The 25,427-nt window shown below is 45.5% G+C and carries 21 protein-coding genes; 12 read left to right on the top strand and 9 right to left on the bottom strand.

The genetic code is table 11. The features are described 5' to 3' along the window. Nucleotides 1-103 precede the first annotated feature (103 nt). Together MHN00_RS18575 and MHN00_RS18570 are read left to right on the top strand one after the other, a co-directional pair. Entirely contained in the window at nucleotides 104-1,291 is a 1,188-nt protein-coding gene (locus MHN00_RS18575; protein ID WP_041693652.1) for a diguanylate phosphodiesterase, read from the top strand. Nucleotides 1,292-1,499: 208 nt separating this feature from the next. Beyond that, nucleotides 1,500-3,047 carry a diguanylate cyclase gene (locus tag MHN00_RS18570; protein ID WP_239302028.1) on the top strand — a complete coding sequence of 516 codons (1,548 nt, stop codon included), beginning with the start codon at nucleotides 1,500-1,502 and terminating at the stop codon, nucleotides 3,045-3,047. A gap of 41 nt (nucleotides 3,048-3,088) precedes the next feature. Here MHN00_RS18570 and MHN00_RS18565 read toward each other — a convergent pair whose 3' ends face one another. Further along, nucleotides 3,089-3,973, bottom strand: a complete 885-nt coding sequence (locus MHN00_RS18565) for an ArgP/LysG family DNA-binding transcriptional regulator (protein WP_171336954.1) — start codon at nucleotides 3,971-3,973, stop codon at nucleotides 3,089-3,091. Between the two features lie 177 nt (nucleotides 3,974-4,150). On the opposite strand from MHN00_RS18565, the gene MHN00_RS18560 reads away from it, so the two are divergent. Together MHN00_RS18560 and MHN00_RS18555 are read left to right on the top strand one after the other, a co-directional pair. After that, nucleotides 4,151-4,753, top strand: a complete 603-nt coding sequence (locus MHN00_RS18560) for a LysE family transporter (protein WP_014975330.1) — start codon at nucleotides 4,151-4,153, stop codon at nucleotides 4,751-4,753. Between the two features lie 115 nt (nucleotides 4,754-4,868). After that, nucleotides 4,869-5,186, top strand: a complete 318-nt coding sequence (locus MHN00_RS18555; RefSeq protein ID WP_014947823.1) for a multidrug efflux SMR transporter — start codon at nucleotides 4,869-4,871, stop codon at nucleotides 5,184-5,186. Between the two features lie 74 nt (nucleotides 5,187-5,260). On the opposite strand, the gene MHN00_RS18550 is transcribed toward MHN00_RS18555, so the two are convergent. Beyond that, nucleotides 5,261-5,977 (bottom strand): DUF1499 domain-containing protein, encoded by a 717-nt coding sequence (locus tag MHN00_RS18550; protein WP_239302027.1) that lies wholly within the window; start codon nucleotides 5,975-5,977, stop codon nucleotides 5,261-5,263. A gap of 196 nt (nucleotides 5,978-6,173) precedes the next feature. On the opposite strand from MHN00_RS18550, the gene MHN00_RS18545 reads away from it, so the two are divergent. The 6 genes from MHN00_RS18545 to MHN00_RS18520 all read left to right on the top strand — a co-directional run bounded on the left by MHN00_RS18545 (nucleotide 6,174) and on the right by MHN00_RS18520 (nucleotide 14,919). After that, nucleotides 6,174-6,851, top strand: a complete 678-nt coding sequence (locus tag MHN00_RS18545; RefSeq protein WP_239302026.1) for a DNA-J related domain-containing protein — start codon at nucleotides 6,174-6,176, stop codon at nucleotides 6,849-6,851. A gap of 316 nt (nucleotides 6,852-7,167) precedes the next feature. Then, the gene (locus MHN00_RS18540; RefSeq protein ID WP_014947826.1) at nucleotides 7,168-8,313 is read left to right on the top strand and encodes an efflux RND transporter periplasmic adaptor subunit; all 1,146 of its coding nucleotides are present in this window, start codon (nucleotides 7,168-7,170) and stop codon (nucleotides 8,311-8,313) included. A 21-nt stretch (nucleotides 8,314-8,334) separates the two neighbouring features. Then, nucleotides 8,335-11,433: an efflux RND transporter permease subunit gene (locus MHN00_RS18535; RefSeq protein WP_014947827.1), complete on the top strand. Its 3,099-nt coding sequence runs from the start codon at nucleotides 8,335-8,337 to the stop codon at nucleotides 11,431-11,433. Nucleotides 11,434-11,489: 56 nt separating this feature from the next. Then, nucleotides 11,490-11,987, top strand: coding sequence for an alpha/beta hydrolase (locus MHN00_RS18530; RefSeq protein WP_014947828.1), 498 nt, complete (start codon nucleotides 11,490-11,492; stop codon nucleotides 11,985-11,987). A gap of 113 nt (nucleotides 11,988-12,100) precedes the next feature. Continuing rightward, on the top strand, nucleotides 12,101-13,942 hold the full coding sequence (locus MHN00_RS18525) for a bifunctional acetyl-CoA hydrolase/transferase family protein/GNAT family N-acetyltransferase (RefSeq protein WP_014947829.1): 1,842 nt from the start codon (nucleotides 12,101-12,103) through the stop codon (nucleotides 13,940-13,942). Next, on the top strand, nucleotides 13,939-14,919 hold the full coding sequence (locus MHN00_RS18520; protein ID WP_014947830.1) for a histone deacetylase family protein: 981 nt from the start codon (nucleotides 13,939-13,941) through the stop codon (nucleotides 14,917-14,919). Before MHN00_RS18525 ends, MHN00_RS18520 begins: the two co-directional genes overlap by 4 nt. 95 nt (nucleotides 14,920-15,014) lie before the next feature. Here the strand turns inward: MHN00_RS18520 and MHN00_RS18515 are convergent, their stop codons facing one another. The 3 genes from MHN00_RS18515 to MHN00_RS18505 all read right to left on the bottom strand — a co-directional run bounded on the left by MHN00_RS18515 (nucleotide 15,015) and on the right by MHN00_RS18505 (nucleotide 17,914). Then, the gene (locus MHN00_RS18515; protein ID WP_069943519.1) at nucleotides 15,015-15,755 is read right to left on the bottom strand and encodes a glutaredoxin; all 741 of its coding nucleotides are present in this window, start codon (nucleotides 15,753-15,755) and stop codon (nucleotides 15,015-15,017) included. 122 nt (nucleotides 15,756-15,877) lie between these two features. After that, nucleotides 15,878-16,396, bottom strand: coding sequence for a DUF6436 domain-containing protein (locus MHN00_RS18510; protein WP_171336953.1), 519 nt, complete (start codon nucleotides 16,394-16,396; stop codon nucleotides 15,878-15,880). A 36-nt stretch (nucleotides 16,397-16,432) separates the two neighbouring features. Continuing rightward, nucleotides 16,433-17,914, bottom strand: coding sequence for a methyl-accepting chemotaxis protein (locus tag MHN00_RS18505; RefSeq protein WP_239302025.1), 1,482 nt, complete (start codon nucleotides 17,912-17,914; stop codon nucleotides 16,433-16,435). Between the two features lie 173 nt (nucleotides 17,915-18,087). On the opposite strand from MHN00_RS18505, the gene MHN00_RS18500 reads away from it, so the two are divergent. After that, complete coding sequence (locus tag MHN00_RS18500) at nucleotides 18,088-18,960, top strand: hypothetical protein (protein WP_239302024.1); 873 nt, start codon at nucleotides 18,088-18,090, stop codon at nucleotides 18,958-18,960. Between the two features lie 81 nt (nucleotides 18,961-19,041). Here the strand turns inward: MHN00_RS18500 and MHN00_RS18495 are convergent, their stop codons facing one another. From MHN00_RS18495 to MHN00_RS18480, 4 genes are all read right to left on the bottom strand, one after another. Next, nucleotides 19,042-20,484 carry a DUF3300 domain-containing protein gene (locus MHN00_RS18495; protein ID WP_239302023.1) on the bottom strand — a complete coding sequence of 481 codons (1,443 nt, stop codon included), beginning with the start codon at nucleotides 20,482-20,484 and terminating at the stop codon, nucleotides 19,042-19,044. Between the two features lie 135 nt (nucleotides 20,485-20,619). Further along, nucleotides 20,620-21,234 carry a GTP cyclohydrolase II gene (gene ribA / locus MHN00_RS18490; RefSeq protein ID WP_014947836.1) on the bottom strand — a complete coding sequence of 205 codons (615 nt, stop codon included), beginning with the start codon at nucleotides 21,232-21,234 and terminating at the stop codon, nucleotides 20,620-20,622. Nucleotides 21,235-21,366: 132 nt separating this feature from the next. After that, nucleotides 21,367-24,213: an EAL domain-containing protein gene (locus MHN00_RS18485; protein WP_239302022.1), complete on the bottom strand. Its 2,847-nt coding sequence runs from the start codon at nucleotides 24,211-24,213 to the stop codon at nucleotides 21,367-21,369. An 88-nt stretch (nucleotides 24,214-24,301) separates the two neighbouring features. Further along, a complete protein-coding gene (locus tag MHN00_RS18480; RefSeq protein WP_069943523.1) occupies nucleotides 24,302-24,619 on the bottom strand; it encodes a hypothetical protein in 318 nt (105 codons plus the stop codon). 105 nt (nucleotides 24,620-24,724) lie between these two features. On the opposite strand from MHN00_RS18480, the gene MHN00_RS18475 reads away from it, so the two are divergent. Next, on the top strand, nucleotides 24,725-25,393 hold the full coding sequence (locus tag MHN00_RS18475; RefSeq protein WP_014975342.1) for a glutathione S-transferase: 669 nt from the start codon (nucleotides 24,725-24,727) through the stop codon (nucleotides 25,391-25,393). Nucleotides 25,394-25,427: the final 34 nt, after the last annotated feature.

Genomic DNA, 25,427 nt, shown 5'->3' with positions numbered 1-25,427 from the left:
TCTAAGACTATACTTTGCCCCACACTATGAAAAGAAAGCTGTAAAAAGAGGTTGCAGCTAGTTCGAAGCAGGGATGAAAACAAAGTTTAACAAGAGGCAACCCGTGCTTAAGCAGTTAGTTTACAGAAGTCAGTCGACGGTAAAAATTGATGAAAATGAACTTCTTAAAATAACAAACGATTCACTGCCATTTAATGCGAAAAACCACATTACAGGTATTCTTTTGTTTGATGGGGAATACTTCTTTCAAGTGCTTGAAGGAGATTGTGAGAAGGTAAACGCGCTTTTCGAACATATAAAAACAGACAGTCGTCACAGCAACATTATGAAAGTGACCGAAATGGTCATTCACAAACGCGATTTTGGAGATTGGCATTTAAGAACGCTTTCTGTCGCAGAAGGAAGCCGCTGCTATTGGTTACCTTCGGACATTAATATTAGCCGGGAAAGCCGGATATTTGCGCTTCTCAACAGCTTTGCTTCTGGGAAATGGCGAACTTGTTTAAGTGATAACGCGCGCAAAGACGTAAGAGCTAACGTTACGACGTCAGAGAAAGCAGTTAAACCCTTCGAAAACTCTGACATTCAGTTTGCCTTTCAGCCTATTGTGGATACCTACAGAGCTCGTGTCTCTTCAATTGAAGCCCTAATCAGAAGTAACGATGGGAGATACCCTGAGACTATTTTGGAGGAGCTGGTTGGGCCGGAAAAGTACGATTTTGACCTAAAAAGCAAAGCTATAGCAATTAAGCAAGGCGCTGCGTTGCTATCTTCAGACCAGTCTTTATCCATCAATTTATGCCCCGGAGCGATTACCTCCACCGTCAACGTCGCAGACTACCTTCACGAATTGGTTAAACGCAATAAATTGAAACCACAGCAGCTTGTTATCGAAGTTACCGAAACAGAAATAATCAGCGAAAGTGACACATTTTACCAAGCAATTGAGCAGATCCGTTCACGAGGCATGAGAGTCGCTATAGATGACTTCGGCGCAGGGTACGCAGGGTTATCGTTACTCGCAGACTTCACACCAGACAAAATTAAATTAGATAGAAAAATAACGACAGGCATTCACGAAAGCGGGCATCGACAAGCAATAACCGAGGCTGTACTCGAGTTTGCCAACTCTATGGGAATTCCCTTGGTGGTAGAAGGCGTCGAAACGATTGATGAGTGGCTGTGGTTGCAACATGCGGGTGTACAAAGATTTCAGGGGTTCTTGTTCGCAAAGCCCAAATTAAATGGTGTTAGTGGTATTGATTTTTCCTTCGACGGCGCTAGCAGCTAACTCCGCATAGGAAAAATATACATTTCTTGTCATTCCGCAGGATATTTTTCAGCGTTCTCACATTTTTAAACTAAGCTTAATGGGTGTGAGTTTTTATACCAGAATATAAATACTCATAACTCATCTTTGTGTAATAGCCGTACAGGGATATTTTTGCTACACGGATTTAGCTGCGGTACCAGTAGGAAGCAAATCTATGGCATGTGGAGTGTCGCGTAATTTTGTTCGCTTGTTGTTTGGGTTGATTTTGCTGACGTTCGGCACGTTTGCCAATGCAGCGTGCGTCATTAATGCTGAAAATGGTACTTCTGATACTGATACCGATAGTGCTCTGTCTATCGTACTTAAAGAAGGTGCACAGCGACTTTCGTTAAGCTGCGACGTCAACGCGACTCACGTTCTCTATTTCCCAAGAAACTACCTTTCTTATAATCAGCTGTATGACAGCGAGATGCAAAAAGTCCCCAAGTTAACCGGCGCATTTGAGTCCTATGCAATAGATAATACCCATAAGCGTCTATTTTTGGATATTAACTCTCAGGTACAGCGACCTGTCAGGCTAAATATCGCTACGTTAAATGATTTTCAGACGTTGGCGTCAATACATACCTTCACATTAAGCTTGTTCATCGGCTTTTGCTTAGCGTTAACCTTGTACGTAGGAATGCTGGGAACGAGTATGCGCAACTACGGCTTTTACTCCTACAGTTTCTATGTGCTCAGTGCGGCAATTTTCTTTTTGCTTCAAGAAGGGTTACTGAACATTGCGTTTCCCCATGTCGCCTTTTTCTCGAACTTTAAACTGCATCTGTTATTCGCAGGGATCACGGTATTTGCTGCGGTAAAGTTTCTTGATCAACTACTCGATTTCAAAGCACTGCTAAAAGTATGGCAGCGCCAGTTTATTCTGGGAATGGCGTGTTCGGCACTGGCACTTTCATTTGTGCAGATCATTCTGTCCACTTCTGATGCGATGAGAGTAAATAGTACGCTAAGTCTTATCACGCTGATAACAATGACCTGTACGCTATCAAGCTGTGTTTACGCCGCCTACCGCAAAGTACATTGCTCAAACTTAGTATTAATGGGTATTGCTGTCATGGTGTTTTCCATGATGTTTCGATTGGTTTTTTCAGACGTGTCAGCGTTTATGTACCGCTACGGACTTATTGTGGGAATAACTATTGAAGCGTTTATTTTTGCTATTGCCACGTCGAGAAAGGTAAAAAAGCTCGATGACGACAGGCTAAGTGCATTCAAACGTGCGTCTACAGATTCCTTGTGTAAAGTGCTAAACCGTAGTGGATGGGAAGGAATAGCACAAAGCCTGCTTACTAACTTCAACAAGGAAGGAGGGTATTTAACCTTGCTATTTATCGACGTTGATAACTTCAAGGAGATTAACGATCAATATGGGCACCATTGTGGCGATAAGGTGCTGCAGGTTATTGCTAAAATTCTGCTGAGCCGATGCCGAGACCAAGATGCAGTAGGGCGCCTTGGCGGCGATGAATTTGTGGTGCTAAGCCACTGTTACAGTGAAGGACAATCTGAGCGCTTGGCTGCGCGCATAGAAGCCAGTCTGCTGGAAAGGGATATTAGAACCGATAACGTTGTTATTTCTGTTACGGCAAGCGTAGGCACATATATCACAAATGAACGCTGCAAAGATCTCACCACTCTGTTAAATAAAGCAGATAAACTGATGTACAGCGTTAAGGAGAAGCATAAGACGGCTCAATTGGCGTCTTCTTAATTAACCTTCCAGCAACGTATCACACACGCAGTGTATTAGGGTCATTTAAGCTGCGCTTTCGCTATATTTTTTACGGCTTTGGTCAAGTCGGCCAGCGCTGCCGATTCAAGGGTTGTCCAATGCCAAAATAACGGTACACCAAGCTCTTTTTGAGGAAATAACGGAACGAGATCGCCTTCGTTAACCTCTTGTTCAACTTGAAGCGTGGGTAGCAAAGCCCACACCACGCCATCTAGCGCCATTTTGACAAAGCCATGAGACGATGGATACCAATGACAAGTTGTAAAAGAGGGGGCTATGTTTAAACACTCTCGTTGATAATCAGTCAGCAAAGTCACATCGTATTCGTCGTACAGCAAACCCGGTGTACTCATCACGCTCTGGGGTGATATTTCTTTATGCAGGTATCGCTCAATGAAGCGAGGCGATGCATAAAGTTGATAGCGCATGGTTCCCAGTCTTAAAGATTGCCCACCGGTAACGGGTGTACCTGTTTGGCTAATGCAAGCCATTACACGGCCTTGCTGTAATATGTCTCGGGTTTGAGTTTGATCCGCATTAACAATATGAATCGGGTTGGCACGCTTATCACTAAACGCGGCCATTACTTGCGAGAACCAGGTAGCCAGCACATCGTTATTCACGGCAACGCTTATAGGTGCAGCCGACGCTTCTAATCCACTTTGTATATTCAGCGCTTCTTCTAATACGCTTACTTTTTGAATATGCGCCAGCAGCTCTTTTCCCAGTGGCGTAGCGCGAAGCGGCTTGGTGCGAACCATCACTGGGCCGCCGACACTCTGCTCTAGCCGTTTTATTTTTTGCGATACCGCCGACTGGGTGAGGTTTAGGGCCTGTGCACCTTTTTCAAATCCGCCGTAGCGTAACACTTCATGAAAGCATCGAAGCGCGTCGTAATCCAACATTAATGACTACCTGTGAAAAGAAGGTTATAAGTATTAATTTTGCTTATTCAAAACAAATATCATTAATTTAATTTAGTCTTTCAAGGTGTATAAAATCAAGCCAATTATTCAGCATGTAACCTTAACCTGCGTTACAGCTACGGCGTTTGAACTTATTTACACTAAGAGGCATTTATCATGTTGGCGGCAGCAACAAGTGGTTTCGTGATGGGCGGTACCCTAATTATTGCAGTAGGCGCACAAAACAGTTTTTTGATTGAGCAATCGATGAAGCGACAGTGGACAACCTTATTTGTCCTGCTGTTTATCCTAAGCGATGCTATCTCAATAAGCTTAGGAGCGATGGGCTTTGGCTTGCTATTGCAGGAATACCCAATGCTGGTGTCTATCACCAAGTGGGCTGGTGTTGCGTTCTTACTGTGGATTGCTTTTAACAAAATAAAATCATCTTTGGCCAACGACGCGCTTGTTTTAGAAATGGCGAAAAAGCAACTGTCGTTCAAAAAAGCATTGCTCATTGCGTTGGCAGTAACTTGGTTAAACCCCCACTTTTACCTAGACACTTTATTATTGATGGGAAACTTAGCGAGTCAGTGGCAAGAAAATAAATGGTGGTTTGTGGGTGGAGCTATTGGTGCATCGGTGGTTTGGTTCGTAGGTTTGAGTACCTTAACCGCACGTTTTGCACACCATATGCAGCGCCCTAATTTCTGGCGTTGGTTTAACCGTCTTAATGCTGCGGTATTAGGTATGGTAAGTATTCAGTTGGCGAGTTTGTAAGGCAAAAGCGCTAAATAGCAAAATATTACGACGCGTCGAGTACGCTTTATGATTTAAGACGGTACGCTACGCATCTGTGATAGTTGACGATGAGCGCGAAGAGAGGGATAGACTGGTGAGCTGGATTTATTTGATTGTGGCGGGCCTTCTGGAAATTGGTTGGCCTGTTGGACTAAAAATGTCACAAGAGGCGGAAACCCGCGTAATGGGTATTTTACTTGCGGTTGGGTTTATGGCTGCCAGTGGTTTTTGTTTATGGATGGCGCAAAAACAAATTCCAATTGGAACGGCGTACGCTGTGTGGACAGGAATAGGCGCCGCGGGCACATTTTTAGTGGGTGTTATGTTTTATGGCGATCCCTCGTCATTGGCACGATATTTCGGCGTAGCGCTTATTGTTGCAGGAGTTGTTGTCTTAAAGTTGGCCCACTAAAGTTAGGTCCAATTACAAAAAAGCCCGTTAGCTTAGTGCGAACGGGCTTTGTTTTTTAAGCGGGTGGTCAGGTTTTAGTGATATCCAAGTTGGTTTCTAAGCTCTGCCATAAAGGTTTCGATACGTTCAGCATTCTTGCCTAAATCACTTTTCCCTACTCGTGATTTGCTGCGGATATCAACCAGTGTGTCGTCGCTTTTAGCGGTTAGACGAATAACTACGTCGTCTTTAAAACCAAACCACGCTGTGGTGTCGGTGGCTTCTAAGGTGTTCGGCAATACGCCTTCATTAACGCGTTCCCATCCAAGCGCCTCTATGGCTTTTTCTGCAGCGATGAAGACCTCATTTGCAGGTTGCGGCAGCAATTGAGTTTTAATTTCAGGGTAAGCTTCTAGTTGCTGCTTAGTGACTTCACCGCCTTCGTAAGCGATGGAGTTAGGCGCACCTTCGCGTAGCGGAGCAATTGCAACGAACTCCGGCGGATTAGTGACATCGGTAGTAATGTCATGGATCGGAGGAACTGCGCTGGCTTTGCTCATCATGCTCACCGGCATTCCTACAGCAACCAGGGCAAGAATGGCACAGATAAAGGTGCTTCCCCAGCTAACGTTTTTACGGTTAATCAAAACCTGCAAAATAATGAGTATCAACGCTGCGCCGCCCACATAAACGCCAAATCGCAGTGAAGTAAATGCGGTGCCTAAACTCACACCGGCATACTGATAAAGGGGGCCGGGTAATACCACCATAAGAAAACCGACAATACTGGTAAGGGCAATGAGTGCTTTCAAGTGAACTCCAAAGTTATTATTTTATTTTTACTAAGCTACTTTAACAGTGAACGTTGCGTTTTGGATTACTTTCTAGCAATAAAATCGGTACTAGGCCAATATTTAACATGTTTGTACACTAGGGCTGTTGGTCTTTAACGTACATCAAAGACCAGCAGGCCCTGGATGAACCCTATTTAAAGCAAGGTAATTAGTTTTGCAAAATCAGCCTGATGCCAGCGAAGCTTACGTGCTTCAAGCCGAACTACTTGTTGATACGTTATCGACACAAAAGCTGCTTTTTCAACGTGGTGTGAGCGAGTATGAGCTCATTGAGATTTTGAAAAAAGCGCCATATCGCTTTTTTGATGACGCTTCGTTACGAGAGCCTTTAATGCTCTTTAAAACCCATTTCATTGTGTTTCACGCCCTTTATCAACTTAAACGTCGTTGGATAGAGCAGGGCGAAGGCGTGCTAGACATTCATACTCTTAATATTAAGCTAAACCAAGAAAGTGCCCACAGCGACAATTATAAAGATAAAGAAAGTCAGGATAAGGTTGGAGCAATAACCGAAGCTGATGCCTTAGCTGAATACTACTTGGACTGGGGCAATTTTGAGAAGGCCGACAGAAAAAGTGTAGATGCACTGCTCAATGCGTTTTGGCATCGCATGGCCTCAGGAAACGCGCACACCTTTGAGCAGGAAGATATTGCTGATGCCCACGCGCTTCTGGGCCTGCCCCAAGATGAACATGTTTCTTTGTCGGTACTAAAACGAGTATATAAAAAAGCCCTGCAGTTGGTTCACCCTGATAAGGGAGGAACGCAACAGGAAGCCCAAGACGTCATTCACGCCTACCAGTTATTGCTGGGTTATTATTCGTTAAAATAGAACGTTAAGTGCGCTGTGATTTCGCTTTATTCGTATAACGTATACACGCTCAGGTATTTGACCGACAACTTCAGTAATTTCAACTTCATTGACTTTTATTATCATCTATAAATGCGCACAATATGACCTATAAGAGCGTAGATCCGTATCAATGATCGCTTAACTATGCCACTTCAAAACCAATTATCGCAGTTTCAGGCTTTGAAATGCGCTAGATAATTCGGTGCACCGGAAGCAATAAGCTTTAATTTTAAAATTGGATATGCAGAGCAAAGGCCGTGTTCTGTACAAAAAGTTATTGGGAAATAGAAAATTTATGAGTCGCATTTTTTATGTTACTGCAGCATTAATAACCCTTGTCGGCGTTATTGGGTGTTCGAATGAAGGCGAGCAAGCACAGCAAGGTGCTCAGCAAGGTATGCCTGCACCCTCAGTATCGGTAGTTACACTGAAACAAGAACCTGTAGTACATGAAATGGTGTTACCGGGCCGAGTAAGCCCGTCTCGTCAATCTCAGGTGCGTCCTCAGGTAGATGGTGTTATTACGGAGCGCTTGTTTGAAGAAGGCGCACATGTAGAAAAAGGACAGCAGCTTTATCAAATTGACGAAGCCCGTTATCTAGCACAGTTAAATAGCGCAAAAGCCGATTTGAAAAGTGTTCAAGCGAACCTTAAAACGTTGGAGGCAAAGGCGCGACGCTATGACGACCTTGTTGCGCAAAACGCGGTAAGCAAACAAGAATATGACGACGTAATTGCTCAGAAAGATCAAGCGCAAGCGGCAATTAGCGTAGCTGAGGCTGCTGTTGACGTAGCGAAGGTTAATATGGGTTACACCAAAGTGTACGCCCCAATCAGCGGACGTATTAGCCGCTCTTTTGTTACTGAAGGTACCCTTGTTACTACGAACCAATCTCAGCAACTTGCAACCATTACACAGCTTGACCCAGTTTTCATTGATATGCAGGAGTCAGGTGCGTCAATTATTACGCTTCGCCAGTCAATGAGAAACCAAGGTTCGATGGATGTTGAATTAACGGTAGATGAAGTAACAGGCAAGCGTTACGACCAAACAGGCAGCGTTAAATTTTCTGAGGTAACGGTTGATGAGACCACTGGGTCGGTAACCCTTCGTGCTGAAATGCCAAATCCAGATGGTGTATTGCTGCCTGGCTTGTTTGTGAAAGGCCACGTCATTACTGGACGCGAAAATGCGCTGCTTGTTCCTCAACGCGCAACGACACGCCAACCAGACGGTTCGCTTTCAGTTTATGTTGTTAACCAAAACAACGAAGTTGAAGGCCGTACTTTGGAAATAGGCAAAATCTATCGAGACCAATATGTTGCCCTAAGCGGTGTGAGCGAAGGCGAAAAGGTAATTGTAACTGGATATCAGAAGGTGAAGCCTGGCGCGAAAGTTAATCCGTCAGAGTGGCAACCATCATCACGTGGCTCACGATAGCAAACAAGGGATTTAAGTAATATGGCTCGTTTCTTTATAGACAGGCCCGTGTTTGCATGGGTGCTGGCAATTATCACAATGATGGCGGGTGTGTTGGCAATTACCTCACTCCCCATTGAACAATATCCCAAGGTGGCACCGCCCTCGGTGACTATCTCAGCAACGTATCCTGGAGCATCTGCAGAAACCGTAGAGAACTCGGTTACTCAGGTAATAGAACAAAGTCTGACGGGAATTGATAACCTACGTTATTTCTCGGCAAGCAGTTCGAACAGCAGCATGTCTATAACGCTCACTTTTGAGCCTGGTGCTGACCCTGATATTGCGCAAGTACAAACTCAGAATAAGGTACAGGGTGCACTGCCGCTGTTGCCTACTCAAGTACAGCAACAAGGGGTAACCGTAACTAAAGCAAATAGCGCATTTGCATTGGCAGTTGGCTTCTATTCTGAAGACGACTCAATGACGCAATATGACCTGAGCGACCTGTTAGTTTCTCAATTTCGCGACCCGATTTCCCGTGTTAATGGTGTGGGAAATGTACGGGTATTCGGTGCGCAGCGTTCAATGCGTATATGGTTAGACCCAGATAAACTGTACAGCTACAATCTTACACCTACTGACGTTCAAGGCGCCGTTCAGGTACAAAATACAGATGTGTCTGCTGGTCAATTAGGTGGCATGCCTGCAATAGAAAATCAGCAAATTAACGCGACTATTCAAGCGCAAAGTCGCCTTCAAACCGTTGAAGATTTCGAAAACATCGTACTTCGCGTAAATACCGATGGTTCTCAGGTTCGCGTGCGTGACGTTGCGCGTGTTGAACTGGGTGCGCAAAGCTACGACGTTATTGTTCGATACGATCGCAAGCCTGCATCAGGTATGGCGATAAGCCTTGCCTCTGGCGCAAACGCACTAGATACCATTAAGGCAGTAAAAGCCCGAGTTGAAGAACTGCGCTCGAATTTGCCAGATACAGTTAAAGTGGTTTACCCGGTTGATAGTTCTCCTTTTATCGAGCTTTCTATCGAGTCGGTAGTACATACGCTTATTGAAGCGGTAGTACTGGTATTCTTGGTGATGCTACTGTTCCTTCAAAATTGGCGTGCAACGTTGATTCCTACCATTGCGGTACCTGTGGTATTGCTCGGCACCTTTGCTGTGCTACTGGCATTTGGCTTTAGTATTAACGTGCTAACCATGTTTGCTATGGTACTTGCTATCGGCCTGCTCGTAGATGATGCCATCGTGGTGGTGGAAAACGTTGAACGTATTATGGAAGAGGAAGGTCTCTCACCTGCCGAAGCCACTAAAAAGTCGATGACTCAAATCACAGGTGCACTTGTTGGTATTGCGGCCGTGCTTTCAACGGTATTTATCCCAATGGCGTTCTTCAGCGGCTCAGCAGGCGCTATTTATCGTCAGTTCTCGGTTACTATCGTGTCGGCTATGGCATTTTCGGTATTGGTCGCCATTGTCCTTTCACCGTCTTTGTGCGCCACGTTATTGAAAAAGCATCCGGAAAACCATGACAAGAACAAAGGCTTCTTTGGCTGGTTTAACCGCACGTTTAACAAAGGCCGCGATCGCTATCAAAAGACTACAACTCATATGGCGCAACGCTTTAAGCGCTATTTCGTTGTTTATGGTTTGCTGGTAGGTGGTATGGCATTTATTTTCAGCCAGCTTCCTGGCGCGTTTCTTCCAGATGAAGACCAAGGGCGTATGATGGTGTTGGTAAGCACACCGCCTGGTGCAACAGCTGGCCGTACGCTCGAGTCTATCAAGCAAGTGGAAGACTATATTCTTGAGCAAGAACAAGACGCGGTTAACGGCATGTTCGCGGTTGTGGGCTTTAGCTTTGCGGGTCAGGCGCAAAACGCGGGTATGGCTTTCTTAAACTTCAACGACTGGAGCGTAAGAGACGAAAATAATTCTGCGTTTGCAGTGATGAACCGAGCTTTTGGCGCGTTTAGCCAAATTCAAGATGCCTCAGCCTTTCCTATAGTGCCTCCGCCTATCATGGAACTAGGTAATGCAACGGGCTTTGATATGCAGCTTGTCGACCGTGGTGGAAATGGTCACGAAGCGCTGATGAATGCGCGTAATCAGCTGTTGGGCATGGCAGCGCAGAATCCAAAGCTGGCGGGTGTTCGCCCCAATGGTTTAAGCGATGTACCTCAATTTAAAATCAATATTGATAGCGAGAAAGCGTCGGCACTTGGATTGAATTTAAGTGAGATCAATAACGCGCTTCAAATAGCGTGGGGGTCCAGCTACGTAAATGACTTCATTGATAAAGGTCGAATTAAGCGTGTTTACATGCAGGCAGATTTGCCTCATCGCATGACCCCTGAAGACTTGGATAAGTGGTTTGTTCGCAACAGCGACGGCGAGATGGTGGCGTTTAACACGTTCTCGACCACTGAATGGGTTTATGGCTCACCTAAGTTAGAGCGTTTTAACGGCGTGTCGTCTGTCAATATTCAAGGTAGTGCTGCTGAAGGTATCTCTTCGGGTGAAGCAATGGCTGAAATGCAGAAATTGGTTGAGCAGTTACCGCCAGGCTTCGCAATTGAATGGTCAGGCCTATCTTATGAAGAGCAGGAAGCAGGCTCGCAAGCGCCTATGCTTTACGCACTATCAATCTTGATTGTTTTCTTGTGCTTAGCAGCCCTGTACGAAAGCTGGTCTGTGCCATTCGCCGTTATGTTAGTGGTACCTTTGGGGATTCTCGGCTCTGTAACCGCTGCGTTTATTTTCAACTTGCCGAACGATGTGTACCTGCAAGTAGCGTTTTTGACTACCGTAGGTTTGGCGGCGAAAAACGCTATTCTTATTGTCGAATTTGCAAAAGAGCAGTACGAAAACGGCGAAGATTTAATGACTGCGGTTTCAAATGCAGCCTCTCAGCGTTTCCGCCCAATTCTAATGACGTCAATGGCGTTTATTTTGGGAGTAACGCCGTTAGCACTAGCTAGCGGAGCAGGCGCAGCCAGCCAAAATGCAATAGGTATTGCGGTTATGGGTGGTATGTTCGCCGCTACCTTCTTGGCGATTTTCTTCGTGCCCATGTTCTATGTGCTGGTAGAAAAACTCTTTCACAGGGAAGACAAGTAACAAGCAAGTGCGCTAGAGTGGGAAAAACTTTTCATTTTTGAATAGGGATATCGGTAATGACCACCGTTGTTTTTTCTCACGGCAAAGAAAGCGGTCCATGGGGCAGTAAAATAACAACGCTTTCAAATGTAGCGAGCGATATGGGTTTTGGCGTCGAGAGTATTGATTATCAAGATCTCGACTGCCCGGAAGCTCGCCTAGCGCGACTTAAAGAGTTTATTGCTGAAAAGTGCAATGATGTTGTTCTGGTTGGCTCAAGCATGGGCGGCTATGTATCACTTGCCGCAGCAAGCCAAATCTCGGCACGAGGCGTATTCCTTATGGCTCCTGCACTGTATTTGCCAAACTACGAAATTCAACGGTTCCCCTACGACGGCTACGTGAGCCTAGTGCACGGCTGGAATGACGATATCGTGCCTATCGAAAATAGCTTAAAGTACGCGCGCCATCAAAAAGCTCAGCTCTTATTACTTAATGACGGCCATCGCCTCGCGAACAGCAAATCTGTTATTTCTCCGTTTTTCAGAAATTGGTTGGAAAAATTTCGATACTAATGATGAATCGGTAAGCCTACGACCAATCGCTTATAGTTCACGCTTACGCAAATGCGGGAAAGCGCCTGTTTTTATGGCATGATGAGTTATTGCTTAAAACAGGGCAGATGGAAATGACATTTAGTTTACCTCAAGCGCCACAATGGTCGTCGCTGATAAAGTCTGGTTGCCGTGTCTTTGTTGGCGGAAATGCCTCGGTGCCGCATGCACTAGTGCAGCATCTCATTGATAACAGCGAAGGGTTTAGCGACATCGAGCTGGTTCATATGCTGGCTTTAGGCGACACCCGATGGGTGAAAGAAGAGTATAAAAACCTCTTTAAAGCGAATACATTCTTCATTGGTGGCGAAGCCATGCGTAAGGCGGTCGATGAGGGCCGTGCTGACTATACCCCCGTTTTCCTGTCTGAAATATCAAGCTTATTCAGCGACGGTACGCTGGCACTGGATGCTGCGCTGGTTAACGTAAGCCCACCCGATGAATTCGGCTATTGCTCACTGGGTCCTGCAGTGGATATTGCTATGTCAGCAATCAGACAAAGCAAAAAGGTCATTGCTCAAATTAATCCTCAGGTGCCAAGAACCGCCGGGCACTCTTATATTCATATCAGCGAAATAACGGCCTGCATTGAAGCCGAAGAGCCACTTGTTGAAGTAACGCCGCCGCCTATCGATTCGGTGGCAGAGCGAATTGGTCAGTATGTTTCAATGCTGGTGGATGATGGCGCAACGCTGCAATTTGGTATTGGGAAAATACCGAGTGCTACCCTTAAATATCTGTGTAACCATAAAGACTTAGGCATTCACAGCGAAATGCTCACCGACAGTATTATTGAACTGTTGGAGTCGGGCGCTATCACCAACAAGAAGAAGACTTTCCACCCCGGTAAAATTGTTACTAGCTTTGCTATTGGTACTCGCCAGCTTTACGATTTAATCGACAGCAACCCTCACATTGAATTTTATCCAAGTAGCTACGTAAACAAACCCACCAATATTGCCAAGAACGATAATATGGTTGCCATTAACAGTGCGCTTGAAGTGGATTTAACCGGTCAGGTCGTCGCCGATTCATTGGGCTACGACTTTTACAGTGGCATAGGCGGGCAAGTTGATTTCGTAACGGGCGCGTCTATCAGTAAAGGTGGGAAAGCGATTATAGCGCTGCCTTCTACTGCCAAAAATGAAACCATTTCCCGTATCACACCCCGTATAAGTGAAGGGGCGGGTGTTGTTACTTCGCGGGGCAATGTTCAGTACGTGGTGACCGAATACGGCATAGCATCGCTTAAAGGCAAAAGCATTCGAGAGCGTGCATTGGAACTTATTCGTGTGGCACACCCCAAATTCCGTGCAGCGCTCTTAGAAGAAGTAAGACAGCATTATTGGGTACCTCATTATCAGGAAAAGTACCCAACTGATATTCCTGAACTGGGTGCTATTCAGCTTAAAAAACTGAATATTCAGGGGGAAACCTATTACATGCGCCCGCTGAACCCCGCCGATGAAAGGCGTTTGCAGGAATTCTTTTACTCCCATACGAAAGAAACACTAAGGCTGCGTTACAACTACGACCCGAAGCAAATGTCGCGCGAAAAGTCGTGTAATTTGGTGTCGGTGGATCAAAGCTCAGATGCGGCGTTATGTATTGTAAGGCAAGAAGGCTCCCGTATTACCATTCACGCAGTAGGGCGTTTTTACTTCAATCCAAATGACAATACCTGTGAAGCAGCGTTTGTTACCCGTGAAACCCAGCAAGGGAAGGGGATGGCAAGCAGGCTGCTAAACGAATTGATCAACGTTGCGAAAAAACGAGGCATTGCAAAGATGATGGCCTACGTGCGTGGCGACAACAGCCCGATGATTGCCATTTTCGAGCAAGCGCAATTTAAACGGAAGTTCACTGGCGACCCCAGTGACATAGAGTTAGTACTAGATGTGGCATCACTCGCATGACAATTAAAATTTTTCGCGGCAAACACGGCACTAAACACGACTTAGGGAAAGATCATCCCGAGTCACCGGATCGCCTGTTCGCCATAGACGACCAATTACTGTCTTCTGGACTCGATATGGTGTGTGAGCACGCTGATGCTACGCCTATTGCTGAAGCTTATCTTAAGCTAGCCCACGACCCTTACTATGTGAAAAGTGTGTTTGAGCATGCGGCTCAGTCCATATTTAGCGACCACGAAAAAACGCTCTATTCCGAACGCAAGGATAACGTGGCATGGTTAGACGAAGATACCGGCTTGATGCGACACAGCTTAAATGCAGCACTTGAGTCGGCTGGTGCGGGATGTAATGCGGTGGATTGGGTTATGGAAGGCAGTGACAGGCAGGCGTTCTGCGCGACAAGGCCGCCAGGTCACCACGCTACATACGACAGCGCCATGGGCTTCTGTATTTTTAATAACATTGTTATAGCTGCGCGCTATGCCCTTCAAAACTATGAACTAAAGCGCGTTGCCATAATCGATTTTGATGTTCACCACGGAAACGGTACCGAGCAAATTGTTGCTGGCGATCAACGCATCATGCTTTGCAGCAGTTTCCAGCATCCTTTTTATCCACACAGTGGTTCACCGGTGTCGGCAAGTAATATTCTTTCTGTGCCGCTAGAAGCAGGCTCTACAGGTGAAGTATTTAGAGAAAAAGTGCAGCACTGGTTTAACGCATTGCGCAACTTTCAACCTGAGCTGATTTTTATCTCAGCGGGTTTTGATGCCCACGCAGAAGATCCTATGGCGCATTTGCGACTGGTGGAAGACGATTATTTCTGGATAAGCCAACAACTTCGCGCAGTGGCTGACGAGTGTTGCCATGGTCGCATAGTCAGCATGTTAGAAGGTGGCTACGATTTAAGTGCACTAGGCCGCAGTGTGGTGTCGCACCTTAAAGGTATGAGCCGCCCTATTGAAGAAACTCAATAGGGTCTCATAGCAAGTGAATTATCGTGTTGTTAATTCAACGGGTAAACACGGTAATAGATACCAGCTCAACACCGGTGCATCAGCCTTCATTTAACTTAGGCTATCCATCGTGTAAGCATGTAAAGGCCAGCACCTAACATGGCAAGGTTTTCGGTAAGCGAGATAAACCCAAGAGGAAGGTCTGAATTACCGCCCACACAGGCGCACTTAAGTTCACGTTTATCGATATATACCGCTTTAATAACTGAAACTGCACCTATTGCGCCGATAAAAATAGAAACAGGTGAAACTAATAGTGCGGGAAGCCCCGCTAGCATACCAAGCCCAGCAAACGCTTCTGCGAAAGGGTACACATACGCGTACCTTACGTGCTTCATTGCCAGTAAGTCATAAGTAATGAATTGATTTGAGAACGCTACAATGTCCTGTAGTTTTTGTAATGCGAGGATCACCATGGTGACGCCAATGAAATTCATTATGAAAGGTTCAATACCTGTCGGGAGTCCACCTTTTAGCATGAGCGCAAATACCACAAGGGCGGCTAAAGAAAAAATCACAATGATAGGTGTGTAGCGCGAACCGAACTCACTTTCTTGCTTCAAATTGAAATAATCTCGTAAGTCATCATAGCCACCAATTCGCTTATCATCGATAAACGTTTGCGGCGTGGTTTTCACATTATGCTTCTCTTTAAAAGCGTCAGTTTCACTTCGGTTGGACAAGTGATGGTCTTCAACATCGTAGCCCTTTCTTTCTAGCAAATCTTTCGACTTAAGTCCGAAGGGACAAATGTGATCAGGGGTAACCATGCGATAAAGAACGGCGCGCTTTGACATTGTGGACTCCTTGTAAACCTTTCACGAAACGGCACCTAGTGCGCAAAATATGCGCGCCTTCTGCCATGTTTATAGTGATATCACGATATACAAAGATAAGTTACATAATCCATGCCAAGGGTTTAACAGAAGCATCCAGTTGCATCAGTGTTAATTACCGCACCGTTGTAGGGGAGTTGTGTAGTATAGCTTACAACCTGTTCGACAAGGTTCTTTCCGGTAAAGCATCCGTAGCCCGTTGCGTATGGACCTAAATAGCGAAGCTGATTTTGCATGTCTAAAACTATAAGCGCGGGCACTGCATCAAGCATAGCGGCGAGTTCTGGTACGTCTTCTATATTCACTCTGACTTGATGAAAGTCATTTCCTAGCTTTGTTAATAGCTGAGTTTGGTGAGGTGTAGTTAACGTTTCACAGTAGCAATGAGACTGCGTTCCCACATGAATAACAGAACCAGGGGCAATGTTTTGTTCGTTTAGTAGTTCGACAAGTGAAGCGTCAAAATTAGGCGCTGTTGTGCGGTGAAGTAAATCACCATTTGGGTCGAAGGAAGAAAGCTGGCGCTGACCGTAAACCAACAAGGCGGTGAGTAAACTCACCGCCCATAACAACAAAAGTATCCAGCTTGTTTTTTTATGCATAACCCAAATGCCAACAGCGTGCTTCTAGCGCTTTGGTTAAAGCTTAAATCGCTCGATAGCACTGCGCATGCGTTGAGAGATTTGTGACAACACCTCAACTTCGCCTGCTAGCGATTCAGCGGTAGCCAGTTCCTCAGAAGTGAATTCGCTTAATCGCGCCGTACTTTGCGCTATAGAAGACGATGCGGTTTCTTGCTCCACCGCTGATGTCGCTATTTCGGTCATGCTTTCGCTCGCTTCGCGAATTTGCTGCATGATCTGGGTCATGGCTGAAGTGGCGTTATCGCTCGATACAACGGCTTCATCAACCAGCTGAATGCAGGTTTGCATTTGTTCGACTGAACTGGCGGTTTGGGCAACTAGCTGCTCAGTAATACTTGTGATTTGGTCTGCACTTTCTTTTGAGCGAATAGCCAAAGTACGTACTTCATCGGCAACAACGGCAAAACCTCTGCCGTGTTCCCCTGCGCGGGCTGACTCGATTGCTGCGTTCAACGCAAGCAAGTTAGTTTGCTCGGCAACGGCGGTGATGGAGCGCATTGCGTCAGAAATATGCGCGCACTGCTCGTTAAGCGCCGAGTTTGTCTGCGCTGCCGCATTTAATGTGTTGCGCAGCGAATCTATGGTGCGGCTTGTGTTGGAAATAGAGTCGCGCGTAGTCTGCGAAGAACTTTGTGCCGCAGAGGCTTTGTCGCTGGCAAGGGTTGTTTGTTCGGTAGACAGCTGCATCGTTTGTGCGATTTCTTCTGACGATGCCGATACCATGGCAATCTCTTGGTCAGTGTTTCTGCTGATTTCAAACATGTTGTTTGCCGCCAGCTCCATCTTGTCACAGCCTCTAACAACTTCGTCTGTTAAATTTGAAGCAAGCTCAATTAATGCTTTTACTTGGTCGATGAGCTCTGCGAAAGGTCTAACAATCTTGTGGCCTCGATTAAGTTCAATAGATAAATCGAGTCTACCGTCACCCTTTTGCATGGTCTCAATAGCTAAGCGCAGTTCAGCCGCACCGGCACCTTCTTGATGGCTTTGTTTAGCCATGTACATCAAAACACCGCCCTCCGAAAGCGCAAATACGGCGTGCATCAGCAAGATAGGAAAGGTTACGTGACCTTCTTCAAAAATAAATAACGGCGCGCCGCCCGCTTGTAAAAAGAAGAACGAAATATGATGTACAGCAACGACTGCGGTGCCGGTTGCCACCACTTTCCAGTCTCTAAAGTAGGAAAGAAATGCCAGAAGAACAAAGATTTCAAAGTGGACTTCAATTAACCCGAATGACTGGTGGATGTGGAGGGCTGCTAGCAGTTGAACACCGATAGCCATCGCATGGCGACTTATCGCTGAATAGGGATTTTGCAAACTAAGGACAAGTGGTACGGCAGCAATTGGAATACCAAGAACAAATGCAGGAAGAATCTCGCCAGTATAAAAACCGATGCCAATCGCAATTAGCAGTTGGATAACAATTACAACGCGAAAAATCTTGTGACCTTCTAGGAGCCAAGGATACTGCATGCCAATCTCCGACAAGTATTTGGGATTAAGTGTAGGTTAAAAATAAGGGGTGTGCTAACTTCGCCACAGTTTACGTAAGTCACGGTTTTTACGCCATTTAACTTTTGTATAGAAGTTACTGTTATTAAAAAAGTTTAATCTTCGAATGCCTAAACAAGCTAAAGGACACAATCATGCCTGCCATCGCCTTTCTTTCTACTGACCACCTTGAAGACTTTTTTGTGTACGACGAGCTTTTGATCCCGTTTTTCAATGATAACGGTTGGTCTGTAGAAACCATATCTTGGCATAGTCAGTCAGAGAACTGGGATAGGTTTGACTACGTGATTGTGCGCAGTACATGGGATTATCAGCAGCATCCAGAGGCCTTTCTGGCTTGTTTGACTCAAATTGATGCGTCGAGCGCAACCTTGCTCAATCCATTGCCTCTTATGCAGTGGAATATTGAAAAGCACTACTTAATAGACCTACAGGACAAGGGCGTGCCTATTGTAAGTACACGGTGGAGTAATGCATTTAATAACAGTGTTATTGATGAGGCCTTTTCCCATTTCAATTGCGACACTGTGGTGGTTAAACCTACGCTTAGCGCTAATGCTGATGATACGTTTAAGCTCTCGGTCTCAAATTGGCATGAACAGCAACAGGCGCTTTCTGATACGTTTAATCAACGTGATTTCATGATTCAACCTTTCTTAAATAGCGTGGTTGAAGAAGGGGAGTACTCGCTTTTCTATTTTGGCGGGAAGTACAGCCATGCCATTAAAAAGGTGCCGCAGAAAGGCGATTTTCGCGTACAAGAAGAACACGGGGGGAGCTTACATCCCGTTGCCGTAGATGAAGAACAACTTGATATTGCCCAGAAAGCATTGTCAGCAATGCCTTGCGAAGCACTTTATGCACGGGTTGATTTAGTCAGGCAGGGCAGTGGCTGGGCGATAATGGAACTTGAACTTATTGAGCCCTCTCTTTACTTCAATTTAGATGAACAGTCTCCCCTGCGCTTTGTCGACGCATTGATAAGCTTTCATTTGAATAGGGCCTAAGCGTTGAATAAATGAAAAGTGAAGCCAGCAAACTATAGGTTTGCTGGCTTACTGATATAAAACTAACGCTCTAATTTAGTGCTAACGCATCGTCTTCTCAGTTCGTCCCTGCTTTATCGTCCTGTTTCTGCTTGATTCAGAATTCTTAACTTGAGCACGGCTTACTGAAGAAGTCCTCGCACGCTCAATTCGTCTTGGCTTACTGCTCTCTCGAGCCACCGGCTTGTTTTGCGGACTCGTTCTTTCAATTCGCTCTCGATTTATGTTTTGTTTAGCTGGGCGTTTTAGCGTGTTTTCTCTATTAGCATATTGCTTCGACTCTGACGGCGTTGATATCCGAGCGGGTTTGTCCCGCTTTAACTGGCTTAGCGTCCGGTCTCTAGTCGGCTTCTCGCTTCTGCTCGCCGCTTGATTGCGTTTTAGCGCGTGCTCAATGGATTGTTTGCGGCTTACCGAGTCTTGTTTGTTCTGAAAACGACTTTCTCTAAGTGGCGTTACCTGTTTTGGCTCAATAGTGCGTCTTACAGTCTTGGTATTTTCGGTACGCGCGATGGGTCTTACGGTATTTCTGTCATTTTGGCGTTTCGATGTGTTTACCGTGCTAGCGTGTTTATTCGACAAGTGCTTTGCCCGCGACACACCCGCATGTTCATATCGCGAAGGCGCATTGTGAACTACTCGAGTAGAGTAACGCGCACGACGATGCACCGTGTTGTGTTCCCAGCGACGATAGTCTCGGCTTATCACGCGTTTTCTTGGGCTACCGTGATAATACCGGCGTACAGGCTCGCGGTGAATAACCACATGACGGTTATGCCAGTGCACGCTACCAAAGAAAAAGAACGTAGAAAGATGGATGCTTGGAGACCAATAGACATTGCTATGATGATGATAGCTTACGTGATGACGCCAGCGAACTGGTGAAGTTGTGTGCCACCAGTGACCGTACACAACATGAGGGTCGTAATAAGGCACATACACCACTTCCCGCTGACGGGGCTCAATGTAAATTATTTCGCGAGTAGGCTCACGTTCCCGTTCAACTTCAATGTAGTCATTGGTCACCAGATTGCCAGTGTTGAGGGCGTGTTGTCGAAGCACCTGCACGCGGTCTAGCACACGGCTTTGATCAATTAATACGTTATCACCAAGTTGCTGTAACCACTGAAGATCATTCGCCATGGTGCTGAGTAAGTCGGTGAACGGAGCAAGTGCTTTTACGCTGGGATCCCAGTTAACACTCGCCAGCACATTTTCGACCTGTTCCGGGGTTAAATGCTTGTTGCTTTGGCGCCAGCGGTCGGCTGCAACTACATCAAGCGGGTAGGTAGCCGCAATCAGTATGTGAGTAAGCAGGGTATCAGGATAAAGCGCAATGGGCGCAAGTACACTGTCTAATTCAGCGTCAGAATATTGCTGCGTTGACGCAGAAACATGTGCAAGGTTGGCGTTCGACTGGGCGATGACAGGTAGCGCTGAAACACTAGACAGTGCGACAATCACAGATAAGGTTATGTTTTTCATACATTCTCCTTAGCGCATGAGCAACGGCTTTTCGCGCGCTAAATGGTAAGTCTGTATACGTTATAACCAGTCTATGATTAACCCAAGCTGAATAGAAAACGCCCACATTGGTGTGGGCGTTTTTAAATAACTTGTCTATTTGAAAACGTGGGGGTCGAAAGCGTGCCCAAGCTTTTCTGTTTTCGTCTTTAAGTAATGCTTGTTGTCTTTGGTGATACCGTGGTCAATAGGCTTACGTGCAACCACGTCTATACCAAGCGCTTTTAGTGCTGCCAACTTTTTCGGATTGTTTGTCATAAGCTCAACATGCTTCACATTCAGCGTATCTAGCATCAGCTTGCAGATATCGTAACTTCTTAAATCGGCGTCAAATCCAAGATGTTCGTTAGCTTCTACCGTGTCCATACCGCTATCTTGAAGGTTGTAGGCGCGAATTTTATTTAAAAGACCAATACCGCGACCTTCTTGGCGAAGGTATAAAAGCACACCGTGACCATTATCGACGATATTTTGCATGGCTTTTTCTAATTGAAAGCCACAGTCACAACGAGTGCTAAATAAAGAATCGCCTGTTAAGCATTCTGAATGGATACGAATTGGCACTACGTCGTCTTCTTTCCACTCTCCATAAGAAAGGGCAACGTGTTCTTGGCCGCTGGCTTCAACAAAGCCGTGTATTTTAAAATCACCCATGCGAGTGGGTAATTTTGCGGTACTGACATATTCGTATTTAGGCTGTTTGCTACTCATGTTACTTCTACACTTTGGACAGTAGGCAATAAGTGGGGATGACTTCTTTTTTTGCAAGTCTACCATTTTATTATACGCGAGTTGACGCTAGTGCTATCACTTTTTTCGTAAGACGTATATTAAGTGCAGTTATTAAAGTGGCGTAAACTCTCGCAGCGGGGCAGGCTTTGCAACGCTATAGCCTTGGGCAAAATCAACGCCCATTTTGCCAAGTTGTGCCATGGTGCCTTCATTTTCAACGAATTCCCCAACGGTTTGCATACCCATGGCTTTCGCTACATCATTGATTGACGCAACCATAGCCGTATCTACACTGTCGTTCAGCATATCCTTGATAAACATACCGTCAATCTTTACCTGATTAACCGGCAAGCTCTTAAGGTAACTGTACGAAGAGAAGCCGCTACCGAAGTCGTCTAGGGCAAACGAACACCCAAGGCGATTAAAAGTGCGCATAAAGGCAAGGGTGTCCTCCATTTTTATTATCGCTACCGACTCGATCACCTCGAAACAGATCTTGTTGTAAGGAATATTAAAGGTTTCGAAAGCGTTTAAAATGAATAGCGTAAAATCTCTGTCTGCTAATGAATGGCAGTTAAGGTTTATACTGCATCGCCTTAACTCAGCGAGATGTTCAGGGTTTTCAGACAGCCATTTGAACGTATTTGTGACTACCCATTTGTCGACATTTACATTCATTTCAAAGCGCTCTGCCGTGGGTAAAAAATTAGCGGGCTCAACAATTTTTCCGTCTTTTTCCCTTAGGCGCAGTAGCACTTCATAATAGTGCCCATCGCTGGCTTTGCTCAAAGGTCTTAATGACTGGTAATAAAGTTCAAAGCGCCCTTCTTCCAAGGCGTTGTTTATAGAAGAGACCCAGTCCAGCTCACGCTGATAGCGCTGCATGCTCTCATCATCTTTATTATATCTATGCACCTGATTTCTGCCTTGCTCTTTGGCAAAATAACAGGCGGCGTCAGCCATACTTAAATACTGCCCTGAGCTAACGTTACTATCGTCGCACACAACCATGCCAATACTTACGCCTAGGTTGAATATTCGGTTATCCCACATGAACCGATAGGCCTGTACTGCATTGAGAATTTTCACTGCATTGAGATAAACCGCATCAGCATCTAAATCTGAATAGATAACGCCAAACTCATCACCCCCGAGTCTTGCTAGCTGCGCGTTGGGTAGCAGCGTATTTTCAATCAGGCGGGCGACGTCTTTTATGAGTACATCTCCCGCTTTGTGACCGCAGGTGTCGTTAACGACTTTAAATCGGTCTAAATCTAAAAAGAGTAGGCACACAGGTAACGCGCTGTGGTTATGTACTTTTTCCTTGAAGACTGATTCAAATTGCCGTCTGTTGTATACGCCGGTTAGTGAGTCGTGAGTGGCCAAATACTGAAGGCTTAAATCGGATTGCTTTTTTTCCGTGATATCAATAATTGAGCCGTACAGGTAAGTTCCTTCATCGTTCTCGCGGATCTGGCAAGACAATGAAAACCAGAACTCAGTGCCGTCCCGACGTTTTCCCCGTATCTCTTTTCTGGTGACGTGGCCTTGCTGTGATATCTCACCTAACAATACATGTCTGTCTTCTGGTGATGCGTAAAAGGCTTTTGTGCTTGCCCCCTCGCTAAGCATTTCTTCCTCATTCTCATACCCAAACACCTTGCACATCGCAGGGTTAACTGAAATTAGCTTACCGTCCCAGGTTGATGTGTAGTGTCCTTCAGCGGAGTTTCGGAACAAGTCATAAAAGTGATTTAAGCTAGAAATTGTTTCAGCTTGAGAGGAGAGCTTATGTTGATTGAGTACCTGCTCTTTTGTGATGACCGCAAATCCAAAACACAGGAAACCCAAGGTTAAGAAAAACAGCATTCCCATCGCGACATCGACAGTATAAATAAGGTCGCTGAAAAGGTTTTGGGTCACCAAGGCGTAAAACGCAAAGAAAGATAGCCAGGCCAGAATATAAGTGGTGCTGACAACACTACTGCCTTTGTCTTTAAAGATAAGAGCAAGGGTAACGTGATACAAACCCATCGCCGCTGTGAGTATAAGCAGCGTGATTGTGACCATATAAGCATTTACGGTAAAACAGTAAATGGTAGCAGCAATAGGTAGAGCATAATTTAGCAGCCTTAAAACAAAAGGCACACGAGAGAACAGGTGATGAGTCACTTTTCCAATACACAGTAGTAATACGCCGAAGCATACGGCGTAAAAATGCTCGCTGGCGTTAGTCAGGCTAGGCCAAAACGCGAGACCACCCTCTGTAATGAACAATAACGCAATAAGCACCAATGACGACAAGGTGAGCCAGAAGCGGGTAGGAATACGCTGATATAAGTAGGAAAAAAGAAAATAGGAAGCAATGAGTGCCATCACACCCGACACAGCACCAAGCAAAGTCAGCATATTAGTGTCATGTTGAGTAAGCAGGTCTCGCTCCCATAGTGACATTGGAAAGTACTTTAGCCCCTCGTCTTTCACTGCGATTAGTAACCGAGCGTCTTGGTATGGTTGAAGGGTGAAAGCAAGCCTGATATTTGGAAGCGGTTGTCTTAACGAATAGTCACCTTTACCGGCTTGATAACGGTACGATTTTATAATTCGCTGGCTGCTGTCTAAAAGATAAATCTGCAAATCATCAACGTTTAGTCGGTCGATATTAAGCACTAAGGGAATGGCACTATAGCCAGAGTGGACAAGCTCTGTTGAATACCACACACGTTCTGTTGAAGAAGCCGTTGCTGTTGGTGTTTTTGTGGAGCTTCCCGTCAATACATCAAAATAGGTTGCGCTATTAGGTGCAATTGATACCCGAGCATAATGGTTGATGATTTCCCTTTCGAAAGACTCATCGATAACAAGCCGCGGGCTGGCAAAGGCGTTTATGCTTAGAACCACCCAACTAATGAGCAAAGCTGCAACGTACTTTGTTAGCTGGGAGATTGGCACTAGCATGATCCTTGAAGCGCTAATTATGTGTTTTCTATAGAATAATACTAGTCTGTCCTAAAAGCCAAACAGAAAGAAAAAGGCACGGTAATACTTACGTGTTTTGAAGATACTGGTAGATCGCATTCGGTGATTGTTGAGTGCCTACCGGTTCCAGCCATATCGCCTCGCAAAGCCACTCAATGCATAGTATGCATTGAAAATTTGTATTGCTGGATTGAGTGGTAACAAGCGCCTGAAAGCGATCAGCTCCCCAATCTGCGTCGGATAGTGAAAAGTGAAAAAGTTCACAAAACTGCTCTGCCCACTGCTGAGTTTTAAGAGGCGTTAAAGGTAATGCAACGCGGATTTCTACGCTTTGTTCGTTAACCACGGCGTGCTGTTGAATGTCTTCTTTGGTGAGATTTTGCATAGAACTTATCAATTCGCTGGTTATTGTAAACCTGCTTGCTTTATAAAGTGTATATAGTACAACACAAAAACAATAGCGTTAATCTAAGCGTATTAAGGACGGGGTATGCTAACACTTCACCATTTAAATAACTCTCGCTCGCAGCGAATTTTGTGGCTTCTTGAGGAGCTAGGCGTAGAGTACAAAATAGAATTCTATCAACGAGACAGTAAAACAAACCTAGCGCCGGATTCATTGCGCGCTGTTCATCCGCTGGGACGCTCTCCGGTGCTTACTACGCCGCACGGTGCTATTGCCGAGTCTGGTGCTATTGTGGAATACCTTGTTCGCCACCACGCTACAGACGCATTTTCTGTACCTCAAGACCCAGAGGCACTTCAACAGTATTGGTTTTGGCTGCATTTCGCTGAAGGTTCGCTAATGCCGCCTCTAGTGGCAAACTTAGTGCTGGAGAAAGCGCGTCAAAAAGGTTCGAAGCCTTTCTTTATTAAGCCAATTACTAACAAACTGATAGACGGTATTTTAAATGCCTATTATGGCCCTAATTTAGCGCAGAGCTTACGCTATGTGGAATCTTACTTATCGAAAAATACTTGGTTTGCGGGTGACGCACCCAGCGGCGCTGATGTTCAAATGATATTTCCGTTAGAGTCGTTGGTAGCCAGCGGGCGTGCGAAAGATTTTACTGCTATTCAGGGTTACGTAAAACGAGTTCATGCCAGAGAAGCCTACAAAGCTGCACTTGAGAAAGGGGGAGAATACGCTTACGCCTAGTGTGTTTATCTCTACTGCGTGCACTTTTACTTTG

This window comes from Alteromonas sp. Cnat2-8, from assembly GCF_022348355.1.
Taxonomy (GTDB): Bacteria; Pseudomonadota; Gammaproteobacteria; order Enterobacterales; family Alteromonadaceae; genus Alteromonas; species Alteromonas macleodii.
Note: the sequence above shows the minus strand (reverse complement) of the source record. Positions and strands in the feature narration are given on the sequence as shown.